At 59.6% G+C, this 13,212-nt stretch carries 16 protein-coding genes and 1 pseudogene; 10 read left to right on the forward strand and 7 right to left on the reverse strand.

Going from position 1 to position 13,212, the window contains the following annotated elements; translation table 11 throughout:
* Positions 1–17 precede the first annotated feature (17 nt).
* Positions 18–662 (forward strand): uracil phosphoribosyltransferase, encoded by a 645-nt coding sequence (gene upp, locus IBX54_RS02395; RefSeq protein WP_296541058.1) that lies wholly within the window; start codon positions 18–20, stop codon positions 660–662.
* A 14-nt stretch (positions 663–676) separates the two neighbouring features.
* Here upp and IBX54_RS02400 read toward each other — a convergent pair whose 3' ends face one another.
* A complete protein-coding gene (locus tag IBX54_RS02400) occupies positions 677–1,258 on the reverse strand; it encodes a transcriptional regulator (protein WP_296541059.1) in 582 nt (193 codons plus the stop codon).
* A gap of 55 nt (positions 1,259–1,313) precedes the next feature.
* Between IBX54_RS02400 and IBX54_RS02405 the strand changes: the two are divergent.
* The 4 genes and pseudogenes from IBX54_RS02405 to IBX54_RS02420 form a co-directional block, all read left to right on the forward strand.
* Positions 1,314–1,409, forward strand: a pseudogene (locus tag IBX54_RS02405) (uracil phosphoribosyltransferase); the annotation flags it as partial.
* 274 nt (positions 1,410–1,683) lie between these two features.
* Positions 1,684–2,535 carry a restriction endonuclease gene (locus IBX54_RS02410; RefSeq protein ID WP_296541060.1) on the forward strand — a complete coding sequence of 284 codons (852 nt, stop codon included), beginning with the start codon at positions 1,684–1,686 and terminating at the stop codon, positions 2,533–2,535.
* A gap of 229 nt (positions 2,536–2,764) precedes the next feature.
* Positions 2,765–3,040, forward strand: a complete 276-nt coding sequence (locus tag IBX54_RS02415; RefSeq protein WP_296541061.1) for a BrnT family toxin — start codon at positions 2,765–2,767, stop codon at positions 3,038–3,040.
* On the forward strand, positions 3,033–3,275 hold the full coding sequence (locus IBX54_RS02420) for a hypothetical protein (RefSeq protein WP_296541062.1): 243 nt from the start codon (positions 3,033–3,035) through the stop codon (positions 3,273–3,275). The genes IBX54_RS02415 and IBX54_RS02420 overlap by 8 nt, the downstream gene beginning before the upstream one ends.
* 141 nt (positions 3,276–3,416) lie before the next feature.
* On the opposite strand, the gene IBX54_RS02425 is transcribed toward IBX54_RS02420, so the two are convergent.
* From IBX54_RS02425 to IBX54_RS02445, 5 genes are all read right to left on the reverse strand, one after another.
* A complete protein-coding gene (locus tag IBX54_RS02425; RefSeq protein ID WP_296541063.1) occupies positions 3,417–4,112 on the reverse strand; it encodes an ABC transporter ATP-binding protein in 696 nt (231 codons plus the stop codon).
* Positions 4,106–4,900 (reverse strand): ABC transporter ATP-binding protein, encoded by a 795-nt coding sequence (locus IBX54_RS02430; RefSeq protein WP_296541064.1) that lies wholly within the window; start codon positions 4,898–4,900, stop codon positions 4,106–4,108. Before IBX54_RS02430 ends, IBX54_RS02425 begins: the two co-directional genes overlap by 7 nt.
* Entirely contained in the window at positions 4,897–6,186 is a 1,290-nt protein-coding gene (locus IBX54_RS02435; RefSeq protein ID WP_296541065.1) for a branched-chain amino acid ABC transporter permease, read from the reverse strand. The genes IBX54_RS02430 and IBX54_RS02435 overlap by 4 nt, the downstream gene beginning before the upstream one ends.
* Positions 6,186–7,049: a branched-chain amino acid ABC transporter permease gene (locus IBX54_RS02440; protein WP_296541066.1), complete on the reverse strand. Its 864-nt coding sequence runs from the start codon at positions 7,047–7,049 to the stop codon at positions 6,186–6,188. The genes IBX54_RS02435 and IBX54_RS02440 overlap by 1 nt, the downstream gene beginning before the upstream one ends.
* 318 nt (positions 7,050–7,367) lie before the next feature.
* Positions 7,368–9,011 (reverse strand): 3-(methylthio)propionyl-CoA ligase, encoded by a 1,644-nt coding sequence (locus IBX54_RS02445; RefSeq protein WP_296541067.1) that lies wholly within the window; start codon positions 9,009–9,011, stop codon positions 7,368–7,370.
* Positions 9,012–9,117: 106 nt separating this feature from the next.
* Here IBX54_RS02445 and IBX54_RS02450 point away from each other — a divergent pair, with 106 nt between their 5' ends.
* The 5 genes from IBX54_RS02450 to IBX54_RS02470 are packed head-to-tail and all read left to right on the forward strand — an operon-like array spanning position 9,118 to position 12,716.
* A complete protein-coding gene (locus IBX54_RS02450) occupies positions 9,118–10,626 on the forward strand; it encodes a YdiU family protein (RefSeq protein ID WP_296541068.1) in 1,509 nt (502 codons plus the stop codon).
* Positions 10,627–10,649: 23 nt separating this feature from the next.
* A complete protein-coding gene (gene msrB / locus IBX54_RS02455) occupies positions 10,650–11,057 on the forward strand; it encodes a peptide-methionine (R)-S-oxide reductase MsrB (RefSeq protein ID WP_296541069.1) in 408 nt (135 codons plus the stop codon).
* Entirely contained in the window at positions 11,054–11,602 is a 549-nt protein-coding gene (locus IBX54_RS02460; protein ID WP_296541070.1) for a septation protein A, read from the forward strand. Before msrB ends, IBX54_RS02460 begins: the two co-directional genes overlap by 4 nt.
* Positions 11,599–11,877, forward strand: a complete 279-nt coding sequence (locus IBX54_RS02465; protein ID WP_296541071.1) for a BolA family transcriptional regulator — start codon at positions 11,599–11,601, stop codon at positions 11,875–11,877. Before IBX54_RS02460 ends, IBX54_RS02465 begins: the two co-directional genes overlap by 4 nt.
* 53 nt (positions 11,878–11,930) lie before the next feature.
* Positions 11,931–12,716, forward strand: a complete 786-nt coding sequence (locus IBX54_RS02470; protein WP_296541072.1) for a peptidylprolyl isomerase — start codon at positions 11,931–11,933, stop codon at positions 12,714–12,716.
* A gap of 330 nt (positions 12,717–13,046) precedes the next feature.
* Here IBX54_RS02470 and IBX54_RS02475 read toward each other — a convergent pair whose 3' ends face one another.
* Entirely contained in the window at positions 13,047–13,199 is a 153-nt protein-coding gene (locus IBX54_RS02475; RefSeq protein ID WP_296541074.1) for a heparan-alpha-glucosaminide N-acetyltransferase domain-containing protein, read from the reverse strand.
* Positions 13,200–13,212 lie beyond the last annotated feature (13 nt).

The raw sequence follows: 13,212 nt of genomic DNA on the forward strand, positions 1-13,212 counted from the left end.
TCAAAGAAAGAAATTCCATGACCAATCCCCAAGACCCGATGGTTCACGTTATCGACCACCCGCTGGTGCAGCACAAGCTCACCTTGATGCGCCGCAAAGACGCCAGCACCACCAGCTTTCGCACCCTGCTCAACGAGCTGTCAATGCTGATGGCCTACGAGGTCACGCGCGACATGCCGATGCAGGACGTGCAGATCGAGACCCCGCTCGAAACCATGACCGCAAAGGTGATTGACGGCAAAAAACTGGCGCTGGTGTCAATCTTGCGCGCCGGCACAGGTATTCTGGACGGCTTTTTGAGCGTGGTGCCGGGTGCGCGCGTGGGCCACATCGGCCTGTACCGTGACCCGGCCACACTGAAGGCTGTCGAGTACTACTTCAAGATGCCCAAGGAAATGCCCGAGCGCGACGTGGTGGTGGTGGACCCGATGCTGGCCACCGGCCACTCGGCCATTGCCGCCATCGCGCGCATCAAGGTGCTGCAACCTAAATCGATCAAGTTCGTCTGCCTGCTGACCTGCCCCGAAGGTGTCAAGGCGCTGCGCGAGGCGCACCCTGATGTGCAAATCTTCACCGCCGCCATCGACCGCCAACTCAACAGCCACGGCTACATCCTGCCGGGTTTGGGTGATGCGGGGGACCGGATTTTTGGGACGCAGTAATGTTTTACGCTAGTTCAGGCTGGCTCATGAGCGTCCCCTATCAATGGCAGGATGGGCTGCGACAAAACCCGGTTGACGAACGAGTCTGGCTCGGCGCGGCGGCGCTCAAACTCTTGAGGGGAATAAATGCTCGGGTTGATTTTTCGGCCAAGTTGGGCCTCGGCGGGTTCCAGGGCGGCCAAGACCTGGCTGAGCAGCAAGTCATTGCCGACCAGCATCACGTCGATGTCGCTGCGGGCGGTGTCGGTTTGTTTGGCGACCGAGCCATAGACCCAAGCAGACTGCAGATGAGGCTGCAAGGGCAGCAAGGCATTGCGCAACACTGGCACCGTGCCCAGCGTCTTGCGCGTCAAGGCAACCAATTCGGCGTAAACAGGCGATTGGGGATTGGCCTGAAAGCGGCGCAAGTTGCCCACCGCTTGCGCAATAACCAAGCCCGCCGTAGCCAGGCGGTTCAGCTCGCGCTGCAAAGAGGCACTGCCCAGGCCGGTGAACCGGCGCAACTCATTCAGGTGATAAGCCCGCTCGGGCTGGCCAAAGAGCCATACATACAGCCGCGCCTGGCTGTCGGTAAAAAGTGCAGCACTGATAGACATGCCAAATATTAGCATGAATAAGCTATAAATTGGCACAACTTCAAGTGCCACCACGCTTTGCACCGCCGCCAACGACCGCCACCTCAATCGCCACGGCTACATCCTGCCCGGGCTCTGTGATGCGGATGGCCTGATTTTTGGCACGCCGTGAACATTCCGGTGCAAAGTTCATGTCGGGCAAGTAGCGCATTTACGATGCATGTTCCAGTGGGCTATAGTTAGCGCCAAATGAAACGTCGAAGAAGTGAACACGGCTTTGACCAGATTTCGCAAGTAAAAGCGACGAGTTATAAAGGGATGGACATGACTTTGATTTCTCGTGAAATGGGCTACGAACGCTGGCGCAATGCGGCTTGCCACTTGAAGGGGCTTCGAGGCCGGCGGCTTAAATTCGGGTACGCGTCGCTACTTTCACCACTATGCACATGACCACACTCCCCACATATGACGATTTGATGAATCCACTGTTGGAGTCGCTACGGAAGCTTGGAGGCTCTGGTTCGATTGAAGAGATTTACGCCAAAACCGTGGAGATCACCGGATTGTCAGAAGAAATTCTGGCTCAGCTTCACGACCCCGAAAAGAGCAGCCAAACCGAAGTGGGGTATCGCCTAGCTTGGGCACGAACATATCTCAAAAAGTACGGATTACTTGAGAACTCAAGTCGTGGAGTCTGGTCGCTGACAGAGAAAGCAAGGACACTTGAAACCGTAGATTCCACTGAGGTTGTTCGCTTTGTTCGCGCCCTCGACAAAATAGATGCCCCAAAAAAGCGACCGACTGACGAAATAGCGCGGGAATTATCCGAAGAGGAAGGATGGAAAGACAAACTTTCTGCAGTGCTCACCCAAAAACTAGATCCCGCAGGTTTTGAACGGTTGGTTCAGCGCATCTTGCGCGAATCTGGGTTTATTCATGTTGAAGTGACAGGCCGCACTGGAGATGGCGGCATTGATGGGAAAGGCATTGCGCGTATCAACGGCTTCATGAGCTTTCACGTTCTCTTCCAATGCAAGCGTTACAAAGGTTCCGTTGCGGCCGGCGAGGTTCGTGACTTTCGCGGCGCGATGGTTGGCCGTGCTGACAAGGGCTTGTTTATTACAACGGGTTCGTTTACGCCCGCTGCTGTGAAGGAAGCCACAAGAGACGGTGCGCCACCCATCGATCTTGTCGACGGCGACGAACTTGCAGAGAAACTGAAAGAGTTGGCGCTAGGAGTAAAAACTGAACTGGTCGAGCGCGTCAGTATTGATTCAGCATGGTTCGAGAGTCTATGACGTGAACCCCGGCAGTACACACGGGCTCCTTTCCATGAACAGATTCGTCATTGCGAACAAGGTGAAGCAATCCATGGCCCCGGACTGCATGGATCGCCACGGCCTGCGGCCTCGCGATGACGGAGATGTTGTTCAAGGACCATGTGCGGTGTCGGGCCGGATACGGCTGGCTCGCGTTAAAGCCACCGAGTGCCGATTAGCTCTAAGTTAAACCCTTCAGAGATTTCGCATGTTCAAGTTCGAATGGGATGATCAAAAAGCTGAAAGCAATTTGCTGAAACACGGTGTATCGTTCGATGAAGCGGTCAGCGTTTTTGGCGATGCTCGGGCACTGACATTTTCTGACACCGATCACAGCAAAATCGAGGATCGAAGTCGAACTTATGGAATTTCAAACAAAATTCGGCTTTTGGTGGTAGTCCACACTGAACGCCGCAACGGCATTCGCATCATCAGCGCGAGAAAGGCAACACGATATGAAAAAGGCATCTACGAACATGGCTGATCAGGAAATTCCTGAATTAAAGCGCGATCAACTTGGCAAGGGTGTCCGTGGCAAATACCTGAAACAATTCGTCCAAGGCAGCAATGTCGTGGTGTTACAGCCCGAAATTCAAAAGGCTTTCCCTACCTCTGAAGCAGTCAACAAGGCGCTGGCAAGCATGTTGGCCTTTGCGGAAGAAACACAGGGTTTGGCAGGTCGCGCAGGTAGGACACCGCGCAAGCGCGTGGCCGCATAGCTTTGAAAACCGCTTGGCTTGATCGTTAGATTGCGGTCGTAGCCCGGATAAAGCAAAGCGGAATCCGGGGAAAGCACCAACCGACAGCGCGTACACAAAAGCCCCCCCGGATTGGCATCCGGGCTACCATTCATTTCTCGCTCACACCTCCAGCCACTCCCTGCGAATGGCATCGGCCTGGCGCAAATCTTCCGGCGTGCCTTCAAACACCACGCTGCCATGGCCCATCACGTAGCAGCGGTCGGACACGTCCAGGGCAATCGTGAGCTTTTGCTCGATCAGCAGCACCGCGATGCCGCGCGCCTTGAGTTGCTTCAGGAATTGCCCCACGCCTTCGACCAGCCTGGGGGCCAGGCCTTCGGTGGGCTCGTCGATGATGATCAGGTCGGGGTCGCCCATCAGCGTGCGGCACAGTGTCAGCATTTGCTGCTCGCCGCCTGACAGCACGCCGGCCTCGGTGTGCTGGCGCGCTTGTAATTGCGGGAACAAACGGTACATGTCGTCCTGCGACCAGCGGCCCGCCTGGCGGCTGTGTTTTTGACCCAGCCACAGGTTTTGTGCCACCGTTAATGTGGGGAAGATGTCGCGGCTCTCGGGCACGTAGCCCAGACCGGACTGGGCGATCTCAAAAGTCTTTTTGCCCAGCAGCTGCCGCCCCTGCCAAAGCAACGAACCCTGTGCCTCGACCAGCCCCATGATGGCTTTCGCCGTGGTGGAACGCCCCGAGCCGTTGCGCCCCAGCAGCGCCACAATTTCGCCCGTACCCACCTGCATCGCCACACCGTGCAGCACATGGCTTTTGCCGTACCAGGCATGTAACTGGTCGATTTTCAGCATGGCACTTGCCCCGCCTGCGCCGCCTGCGCTGTCACCGCGCCCAAATAAGCCTCTTGCACCCGGACGTCGGCACGCACCGCGTCGGGCGTGTCGAAGGCCAGCAATTCGCCCTGTGCCAGCACCGCGATTTTGTCGGCCAGGTCAAACACCACACCCATGTCGTGCTCCACCATCAGCAGCGTTTTGCCTTCGGTGGCTTGCCTGATCAGCGGGATGAAGCGGCGTGTCTCGGACTGGCTCATGCCGGCGGTGGGCTCGTCGAGCAGGATCACGCTGGCGCCACCGGCAATGGTGATGCCCACTTCCAGCGCGCGCTGCTCGGCATAGCTCAGGTGCATGGCCAGGGTGTCGCGCTGCCGGTCAAGATGCAGCATCTCAAGCAAGCTTTCAACCCGGTCATTGGCATCAGTCAGACCCGCCAGAAATCTCAAGAACGTGTACTTGTAACCCAGGCTCCAGAGCACGCCGCAGCGCAGGTTCTCAAACACGCTGAGCTTGGGAAAAATATTGCTCACCTGAAAACTGCGCGCCAGGCCTAGGCGGTTGACCTCGTACGGCTTTTTCCCTTCAATGCGACAACCGTTGAGCAGAATCTGCCCACCATCAGGCTCAAGCCGCCCGCTGATCAGGTTGAACAGCGTCGATTTGCCCGCCCCATTGGGGCCGATGATGCCGATGCGCTCACCGGGCGCCACATTCAGGTCGATGCCGCCAATGATGTCGGTCTTGCCAAAGCGCTTGCGCACACCCTGCAACGCCAACGCAAAAGGAGGCTGGGTGGGGTTCAAAGCAGCTCCCGGCGTTTGTTCTCAGGCGCACCGGCTTTTGGCACTTGCTCCTGGCTGTCTTGCGCCATGGCTTGCGCGATAGCGTCCCAGGCGCGCACAAACGGGCGCCGCCTGAGCTCGAACAGCCCCAGGCCGAGCAACACGACAAGCAACGCCCCAAACCAGCTGCCCGGCTTTCCGGTATCCAGGCTGATGCCCATGAAGCGCAGTTCAGGCCCCAGTGCGGCACCAAGTTGCACTTGGTAAACCATTTCCAGCAGGGCAGCAGCACCCGTCAAGGCCAGCAAGGCGCAGGCCAACAGCGTCAGATAACCCAGCCACAGCCGCCGCAAATAGCCAGCTTTTGCCAGGCGCAGGTTGGCCATGACGAGCGCGGCCACGCCGCCAGGCGCCAGCATCACCATCACAACAAAGATCAGCCCCAGATACAGCAGCCAGGCCTGGGTGAACTCTGACAGCAGCACCAGCGCCAGCACCATCAGAATGGCCCCGATGATGGGGCCAAAAAAGAACGTGGTGCCACCGACAAACGTGAACAACAGGTACAGGCCCGAGCGGGTGGTGCTAACCACCTCCGCCGTCACAATTTCAAAATTCAAGGCCGCCAGACCGCCCGAAATGCCGGCAAAAAAAGCGGCAATCACAAACGCCAGGTAGCGCACCATCTGCGGGTTGTAGCCGACAAACGCGACCCGCTCGGGGTTGTCGCGCACCGCGTTCAACAGGCGCCCCAAGGGCGTTCGTGTAAAGGCATACATCAGCGCGGTGCAGACAAAAGTGTAGAGCGCGATCAGGTAATACAGCTCGATCTGCGGGCCAAAAGTGATGCCCAGCACCGGGCTACCCACCACCCGGTTGCCTGACAGCCCGGCCTCGCCGCCAAAAAACCCCGGGAACATCAGCGCCATGGCCCATACCAGTTCACCCATGCCGAGCGTGATCATGGCAAACGGCATGGCCGATTTTTTGGTGGTGACCCAGCCCAGCAGCAGCGCCAGCAGCAGGCTGGCAAAGCCACCCACCAGAGGGATCAGACTCACCGGCAATGCCAGCCCGCCGCTCACCAGGTTGAGTGTGTGGATGGCCAAAAACGCGCCCATGCCCGAATACACCGCGTGGCCAAAACTGAGCATACCGCCTTGGCCCAGCAGCATGTTGTAGCTCAGGCAGACGATGATGGCGATACCCATCTGGCTCAGCAGGGTCTGGCTCAGGCTGCTGCTGAAAACCAGCGGCGCCAGCGCCAACACCAGCGCGTACAGACCCCACACCAGCACGCGGCGCATCAGTCGCCCCGCGCGCCAGCCAGGCCGCGGGGCCGCAAGATGAGCACCAGCACCATCAACACGTAGGGCAGGATCGGCGCCACCGACACATTCAGGCCCACGGCAAAAGTCTGCAGCAAACCAATCAGGAGCGAGGCCATGAAAGCCCCGCCCAGCGAGCCGATACCGCCCACCACCACCACCACAAACACTATGCCGCCCAAGGCCATCGCCATGCCGGGCTCGGTGACAAACGCATTGCCACCGAGCACACCCGCCAGACCGGCCAGCGCGCAACCGCCGCCAAACACCCACATGAACACGCGCGGCACGTTGTGGCCCAGCGCCTCCACCATCGCGGGGTGCGTCAGGGCCGCCCGGATCACCAGCCCGATGCGACTGCGCGTGAGCAGCAGCCAAAGCGAGACCAAGGTCAGCACGGCCATGCCCATGATGAAAGCGCGGTACAGCGGAAACTGCATACCAAACAGCGTCAGCAGTGGGCCGTCCAGCGCCAGCGGCACGCGGTAATCAATCGCGCTGCGGCCCCAAACGAGTTGCACCCCTTCCAGGATGACGTAACTCATGCCGAAGGTGATCAACAGCTCGGCCAGATGGCCAAACCTGTGCACGCGGCGCAACAAAAAGCGCTCAAACAGGGCACCGAAGCCGCCGACGATGAGCGGCGCCAGCACCAAGGCCGGCCAGAAGCCCAGCCAGTCGGTCACTTGGAAGCCAAAGTAGGCACCCAGCATGTAGAAAGAGGCATGAGCGAAATTAAGAACACCCATCATGCTGAAAATCAGCGTCAGCCCGGCGCTGAGCATGAACAGCAGCAGGCCGTAGCTGAGGCCGTTGAGCAAAGAGAGCGTGAAAAATGCCATGCAGAATCTAAAGGGGCGTCATTGCGAACGAAGTGAAGTAATCCATGTATTCAAACGCACACGGCCTGGACTGCCGCGCTGCGCTTTCCATGAACATCCCCGTCATTGCGAGCGAAGCGCGGCAATCCATGACTTCCGGACTGCATGGATCGCCACGGCCTGCGGCCTCGCGATGACGGAGTTTCTGTTCAAGGTCCGTGTGCGGTATCGGGCCGGATTCGGCCGGATTCGGCGGGCTCGCAGTGACGAAGTCTCTGTTCAAAGTCCGTGCGCGGTATCGGGCCGGATTCGGACGGCTCGCAATGACGGCAGGTTCAGTCAACGCAAATCAGGCAGCTGGTAGTCTTTCAACACCTCGCGCAGCTTGCTTTTTTGCATCTTGCCGGTGGCGCCCATCGGGATGGCATCCAGAAACACCACGTCGTCGGGAATCTGCCACTTGGCGGCCTTGCCCTGGTAGAAGGCCAGCAATTCCTCGCGCGACACCTCCGCGCCCGGTTTCTTCACCACCGCCACAATCGGCCGCTCGTCCCACTTGGGGTGCGCCATGCCAATGCAGGCCGCCATGGCGATGGCCGGGTGCGCCATCGCGATGTTTTCGATGTCGATCGAGCTGATCCACTCGCCGCCCGACTTGATCACGTCCTTGCTGCGGTCGGTGATCTGCATGTAGCCGTCGGCATCGATGGTGGCCACGTCGCCAGTGGGAAACCAGCCATCGACGAGCGGCATCACCGCGTGCGTGTCGCCCACGCCCTGGAAGTACTCGCGCAGCACCCACGGGCCTTTCACCAGCAGGTCGCCGTAGGTTTTGCCATCCCACGGCAGCTCTTTGCCTTCGGCGTTGACGATCTTCATGTCGATGCCAAAAATGGCGCGGCCCTGTTTCAGGCGTACCTTCATCTTGTCATCTTCCGACATCGCAAGGTGCTTGTTTTTGAGCGTGCACACGGTGCCCAGCGGGCTCATTTCGGTCATGCCCCAGGCGTGCAGCACTTCCACGCCGTATTTGTCATTGAAGGCGGTAATCATGGCCGGCGGGCAGGCCGAGCCGCCGATCACCGTGCGTTTCAGGCTGGAAAAACGCAGGCCGTTGGGCTCCATGTGGCTCAGCAGCATCTGCCAGATGGTGGGCACGCCGGCCGCGTAGCTGACCTGCTCGAGTTCGATCAGGTCATAGATCGACTTGCCGTCCATACCGGGCCCCGGAAACACCAGCTTGGCCCCGGTGAGCGCCGCCGAATACGGAATACCCCAGGCGTTGACGTGAAACATCGGCACCACGGGCAGGATCGAATCGCGCGCCGAGATACCCATCACATCGGGCAAGGCTGCAGCGTAGGCGTGCAGCACCGTGGAGCGATGGCTGTACAGCGCGGCCTTGGGGTTGCCCGTGGTGCCGCTGGTGTAGCACATCGAGGACGCGGTGTTTTCATCGAGCTCGGGCCAGCGGTAGTTGCCGCTTTGCGCGGCCAGCAAGGCCTCGTAACTCAGCAGATTGGCAATGCCGGTATCGGGCGGCAGCTTGTCGGCATCGCACAGCGCCACCCAATGCTTGACGCTGGGGCACTTGCCGTGAATGGCTTTGACTATCGGCAAAAACGTCATGTCAAAACACACCATCTGGTCCTGCGCGTGGGCCATCACCCAGGCGATTTGCTCGGGGTGCATGCGCGGGTTGATGGTGTGCAGCACCCGCCCGGAGCCGCTCACACCGAAATACATCTCCAGGTGGCGGTAGCCGTTCCAGGCAATAGAGGCCACGCGCTCGCCCTGCTCCAAGCCCAACGCATCGAGTGCGCCCGCCAACTGGCGCGAGCGCTGCGCCGCCTCCTTGTAGGTGTAGCGGTGGATGTCGCCCTCGGTCCGGCGCGACACGATCTGCCCCTCGCCGTGGTGGCGCTCTGCAAAGTCGATCAGCGATGAAATCGACAGTTGTTGGTTTTGCATCAGTCCCAGCATGGATGTTCCTCTTTCGGTTTTTTCAGGAAAAGTGATGGTACCGCCAAATGCATCCGGGATGCCCCTGCAAACCCAGGGTTTGAACGCCGCACGACACAATTCAACCATGAACGCCGTCAGCGAACCTTTTCAAATCCACCACACCGGCCTGGCGTGGAACAACCAGTTTCACCGGCTGGGGCCTGACTTTTACACGCCGCTCGCGCCGCAGGCGCTGCCGCAGCCCTATTGGGTGGGCCGCTCGCTGGCCGTGGCTGACCTGCTGGGGCTGCCACAAGATCAACTCCAGTCTGACAGCCTCTTGAATGCACTGGCGGGCAACCAGCCCATCAGCGGCACACAGCCGCTGGCCAGTGTCTATAGCGGCCACCAGTTCGGCCACTGGGCCGGGCAACTCGGCGACGGCCGGGCCTGTCTGCTGGGCGAAGCCAACGGGTTTGAGGTGCAGCTCAAGGGCTCCGGCCTGACACCCTACTCGCGCATGGGTGACGGCCGCGCCGTGCTGCGCAGCAGCATTCGCGAATTTTTGTGCAGCGAGGCCATGCACGGCCTGGGCATCCCGACCACGCGCGCCCTGTGCGTGGTGGGCTCTGATGAAGAAGTGGCGCGCGAGCACCTGGAAACTGCCGCCGTGGTGACGCGCGTGGCGCCCAGTTTTATCCGCTTTGGCCATTTTGAGCACTTTGCCGCGCGCAACCAGTTGGCGCAGCTCACCACGCTGGCCAACTATGTGATCGAGCGCTACTACCCGGCTTGCCAAACGGCCAGCACCCTGGATGCCAACCGCTACGCCAATCTGCTGCTGGAGGTGACCGAGCGCACTGCCGTCATGGTGGCGCACTGGCAGGCGGTGGGCTTTTGCCATGGCGTCATGAACACCGACAACATGAGCATTCTGGGCCTGACCATCGACTTCGGGCCGTTCCAGTTTCTTGATGCCTATGACCCTGACCACATCTGCAACCACACCGACCGCGGCGGCCGCTACGCATTTGCCCGCCAGCCCGACATTGCCCACTGGAACCTGTACGCGCTGGCGCAAGCGCTGATGCCGCTGATCGAAGACCAGGCGCTGGCCTTGCAGGCTTTGGACACCTTCAAGCCCGTGTTTGAGCGCAGATGGCAACAACTGATGCGCGCCAAACTGGGTTTGACCGAGGCAGCGGGCACAGCGTTTGACCAGACCAGCCAGCGCGAACAAGACCACACCCTGATCGCCGACCTGCTCAAGCTGCTGGCGCAAGACCGGGTGGACTACCCCATCTTCTGGCGGCGCCTGAGCCATGGCGTTGCCAACCAGAACTTTGCGCCAGTGCGCGACCTGTTTCTGGATCGCCCGGCCTTTGATGCCTGGCACATGCGTTACGCAGAGCGGCTGTCAACCGTGGCACCGCATCAGGCCGCCACCCTGATGCGCAAAACCAACCCCAAATACGTGCTGCGCAACTACCTGGGCGAGCTCGCCATCGAAGCCGCCAAGGCCAAGGACTTCTCGGGCGTTGCCAGTCTGTTGACGCTGCTGGAGCAGCCCTTTGACGAACACCCTGAACACGAAACCAAAGCCGCTTTCCCACCCGACTGGGCCAGCCAGATAGAAATCAGCTGCAGCTCATGAACATCCCCAAAGGAAATCACACCATGACTTACCCCGTGCAAAAAACCGACGCCGAATGGCAAGCCATTTTGCAAGCCAAGGGCGCTGAAGCCGTGGCCTACCAGGTGACGCGCCACGCCGCCACCGAGCGCCCATTTACAGGCAAATATGAAGCCCACAAAGCTGACGGCAGCTACCACTGCATCTGCTGCGATGCCAAACTGTTCGACTCGAACACCAAGTTCAATGCGCACTGCGGCTGGCCCAGTTTTTCACAAGCGGTGCCGGGTTCTATTTCCGAGATCACCGACCGCAGCCTCGGCATGACCCGGGTCGAAACCGTTTGCTCGCAGTGCGGCGCGCACCTCGGTCATGTGTTCGACGACGGCCCCGCGCCCACCGGCTTGCGCTACTGCATGAACTCGGCTTCGTTAAACTTCAGCCCTTCATGAAAATACTGATCGACTTTTTCCCCATCCTGCTGTTCTTTGGCACCTACAAGCTGTACGACATCTACATTGGCACTGGCGTGCTGATGGCTGCCACCGTGCTGCAAATGGCGATCATTTATGGCATTGACCGCAAACTGCAGGCCATGCACAAAATCACGCTGGCTCTGGTGCTGGTGTTTGGCACGCTCACGCTGGTGCTGCAAGACGACCGCTTCATCAAATGGAAACCCACCGTGCTTTACGCCGCGATGGCGATTGCGCTGGCCGTGGCGGTCTGGCTCTACAAAAAGAATTTTCTGAAAATGCTGCTGGGCAGCCAGCTCACGCTGCCCGAGCCGGTGTGGCTGCGCCTGAACGTGATGTGGATCGGCTACAGCGCTTTCATGGCCCTGCTCAACGCCTATGTGGCGGCCTATTACAGCACCGAGGCCTGGGTCAACTTCAAGCTCTGGGGCTACGCCTTTCCGTTGGTCTTCATCGTCGGCCAGGGTTTTTACATTTCACGCTACCTGGTGGCTGACGACACCAAGAAAACCACGCCATGAAGCAAGCCCCCACCGCCGCGCAACTCCAGCAACGTCTGCAACAGGTGTTGCAACCCAACCAGCTCGAAGTGCTCGACGAAAGCCACCAGCACCACGGCCATGCGGGCGCCAACGGCACCGGCTTTGGTACCCACTTCAGGGTGCGCATCACGGCCGGGGCTTTTGTCGGCAAGTCCGCCGTGGCGCGGCATCGGCTTGTGTATGATGCGCTCCAAGATTTCATCGACCAGGGCTTGCACGCGCTGGCCATTGAAGCCCGAACACCCCAGGCCTGACGGCCCGGAGCCAATATTCCACTTTTCCAATTCAATCATTTGCAGGAATTTGCATGAAAAACAAACTGGTATCGGGCCTTGCCCTGGCCGCCTTTCTGGGTGGCATGTCGGTCGCAGCTGTGGCGCAAAACGTGGCCATCGTCAACGGCAAAGCCGTCCCGCTAACCCGTGTCGAGGCCTTGAGCCAGCAGGTGGAGCGCTCCGGCCGCCCGGTCACGCCAGAGATGCAGCAGCAAATCAGGGAAGAAGTTATCGCCCGCGAAGTCTTCATGCAGGAAGCCCAAAAACAAGGCCTTGACACTACGGCCGACTTCAAGAACCAGATGGAACTGGCGCGCCAGGCCATCCTGATCCGTGAACTTTTCGCCAACTACGAAAAAACCAGCCCGGTCACCGACGCCGAAATCCAGGCCGAATACGACAAGTTTGTCGCCGCCAACGCCGGCAAGGAATACCGCGCCAGCCACATTCTGGTGGAAAAAGAAACAGAAGCCCAGGCCATCATCGCTCAGCTCAAGAAGGGCGCAAAATTTGCAGAAATTGCCAAGCAATCCAGCAAGGACCCAGGCTCTGGCGCCCGCGGCGGCGACCTCGATTGGGCACCCGCAGACAGCTATGTGGCCGAATTTGCCAGCGCGCTGACCGCCTTGAGCAAAGGCCAGCTGACCGACACCCCGGTCAAATCCCAGTTTGGTTACCACGTCATCCGCCTCGATGATGTGCGCGCTACCGAGCTGCCCAAGCTTGAAGATGTCAAGCCGCAAGTGGCCCAGCAGCTCAGGCAGCAAAAGCTCGTTAAATACCAGGAAGCGCTGCGCGCCAAAGCCAAAATTGAATAAAACCGGGGACTGACCCCTAGCTTGCATGCATCCGCTGCGACACCCCAAATCATGAAAGAGCACCGTCATCGCGAGCCCCCCGTACCTAGCCCGATACCGCACACGGACCTTGAACCGTCATCGCGAGCGAAGCGTGGCGATCCATGACTTCCGACTGCATAGATTGCTTCACTGCGTTCGCAATGACGGCCATTTGTGCAACGACGGGACTGTTCATGGAAAGCGCAGCGTGGCGATCCATGTCTTCGGCAGCCATGGATTGCGTCACTTCTTTCGCAACGACGACGTTCTTTCACGTTGAGCCTGAAAGCCGGACTTGTTCCGGCTTTTTTATTTCAGAAGCAAACTCAGACCGCCCGCCAGCGCAATCAGCACCGGCTGGTGCAGCAGGTAGTAACTCAGGCTGTGGCGGCCCAAGCCCGCCAGAACCTGCGCCGAAGCGGGCAAGGTCTGCGCCAGCCAACGCTGCCGCTGCTGCTGCACCCAAGCGCCAAGC

Source organism: Rhodoferax sp. (assembly GCF_014859475.1).
Taxonomy (GTDB): domain Bacteria; phylum Pseudomonadota; class Gammaproteobacteria; order Burkholderiales; family Burkholderiaceae_C; genus Rhodoferax.

Excerpts from the sequence above, each read along its gene's own strand:
- IBX54_RS02420 (WP_296541062.1), top strand. The coding sequence starts at position 3,033 with ATGGCTGATCAGGAAATTCCTGAATTAAAGCGCGATCAACTTGGCAAG.
- IBX54_RS02460 (WP_296541070.1), top strand. The coding sequence starts at position 11,054 with ATGAAAATACTGATCGACTTTTTCCCCATCCTGCTGTTCTTTGGCACC.
- IBX54_RS02440 (WP_296541066.1), bottom strand. The coding sequence starts at position 7,049 with ATGGCATTTTTCACGCTCTCTTTGCTCAACGGCCTCAGCTACGGCCTG.
- IBX54_RS02400 (WP_296541059.1), bottom strand. The coding sequence starts at position 1,258 with ATGTCTATCAGTGCTGCACTTTTTACCGACAGCCAGGCGCGGCTGTAT.
- IBX54_RS02465 (WP_296541071.1), top strand. The coding sequence starts at position 11,599 with ATGAAGCAAGCCCCCACCGCCGCGCAACTCCAGCAACGTCTGCAACAG.
- msrB (WP_296541069.1), top strand. The coding sequence starts at position 10,650 with ATGACTTACCCCGTGCAAAAAACCGACGCCGAATGGCAAGCCATTTTG.
- IBX54_RS02445 (WP_296541067.1), bottom strand. The coding sequence starts at position 9,011 with ATGCTGGGACTGATGCAAAACCAACAACTGTCGATTTCATCGCTGATC.
- IBX54_RS02450 (WP_296541068.1), top strand. The coding sequence starts at position 9,118 with ATGAACGCCGTCAGCGAACCTTTTCAAATCCACCACACCGGCCTGGCG.
- IBX54_RS02425 (WP_296541063.1), bottom strand. The coding sequence starts at position 4,112 with ATGCTGAAAATCGACCAGTTACATGCCTGGTACGGCAAAAGCCATGTG.
- IBX54_RS02435 (WP_296541065.1), bottom strand. The coding sequence starts at position 6,186 with ATGCGCCGCGTGCTGGTGTGGGGTCTGTACGCGCTGGTGTTGGCGCTG.
- upp (WP_296541058.1), top strand. The coding sequence starts at position 18 with ATGACCAATCCCCAAGACCCGATGGTTCACGTTATCGACCACCCGCTG.
- IBX54_RS02415 (WP_296541061.1), top strand. The coding sequence starts at position 2,765 with ATGTTCAAGTTCGAATGGGATGATCAAAAAGCTGAAAGCAATTTGCTG.
- IBX54_RS02410 (WP_296541060.1), top strand. The coding sequence starts at position 1,684 with ATGACCACACTCCCCACATATGACGATTTGATGAATCCACTGTTGGAG.
- IBX54_RS02470 (WP_296541072.1), top strand. The coding sequence starts at position 11,931 with ATGAAAAACAAACTGGTATCGGGCCTTGCCCTGGCCGCCTTTCTGGGT.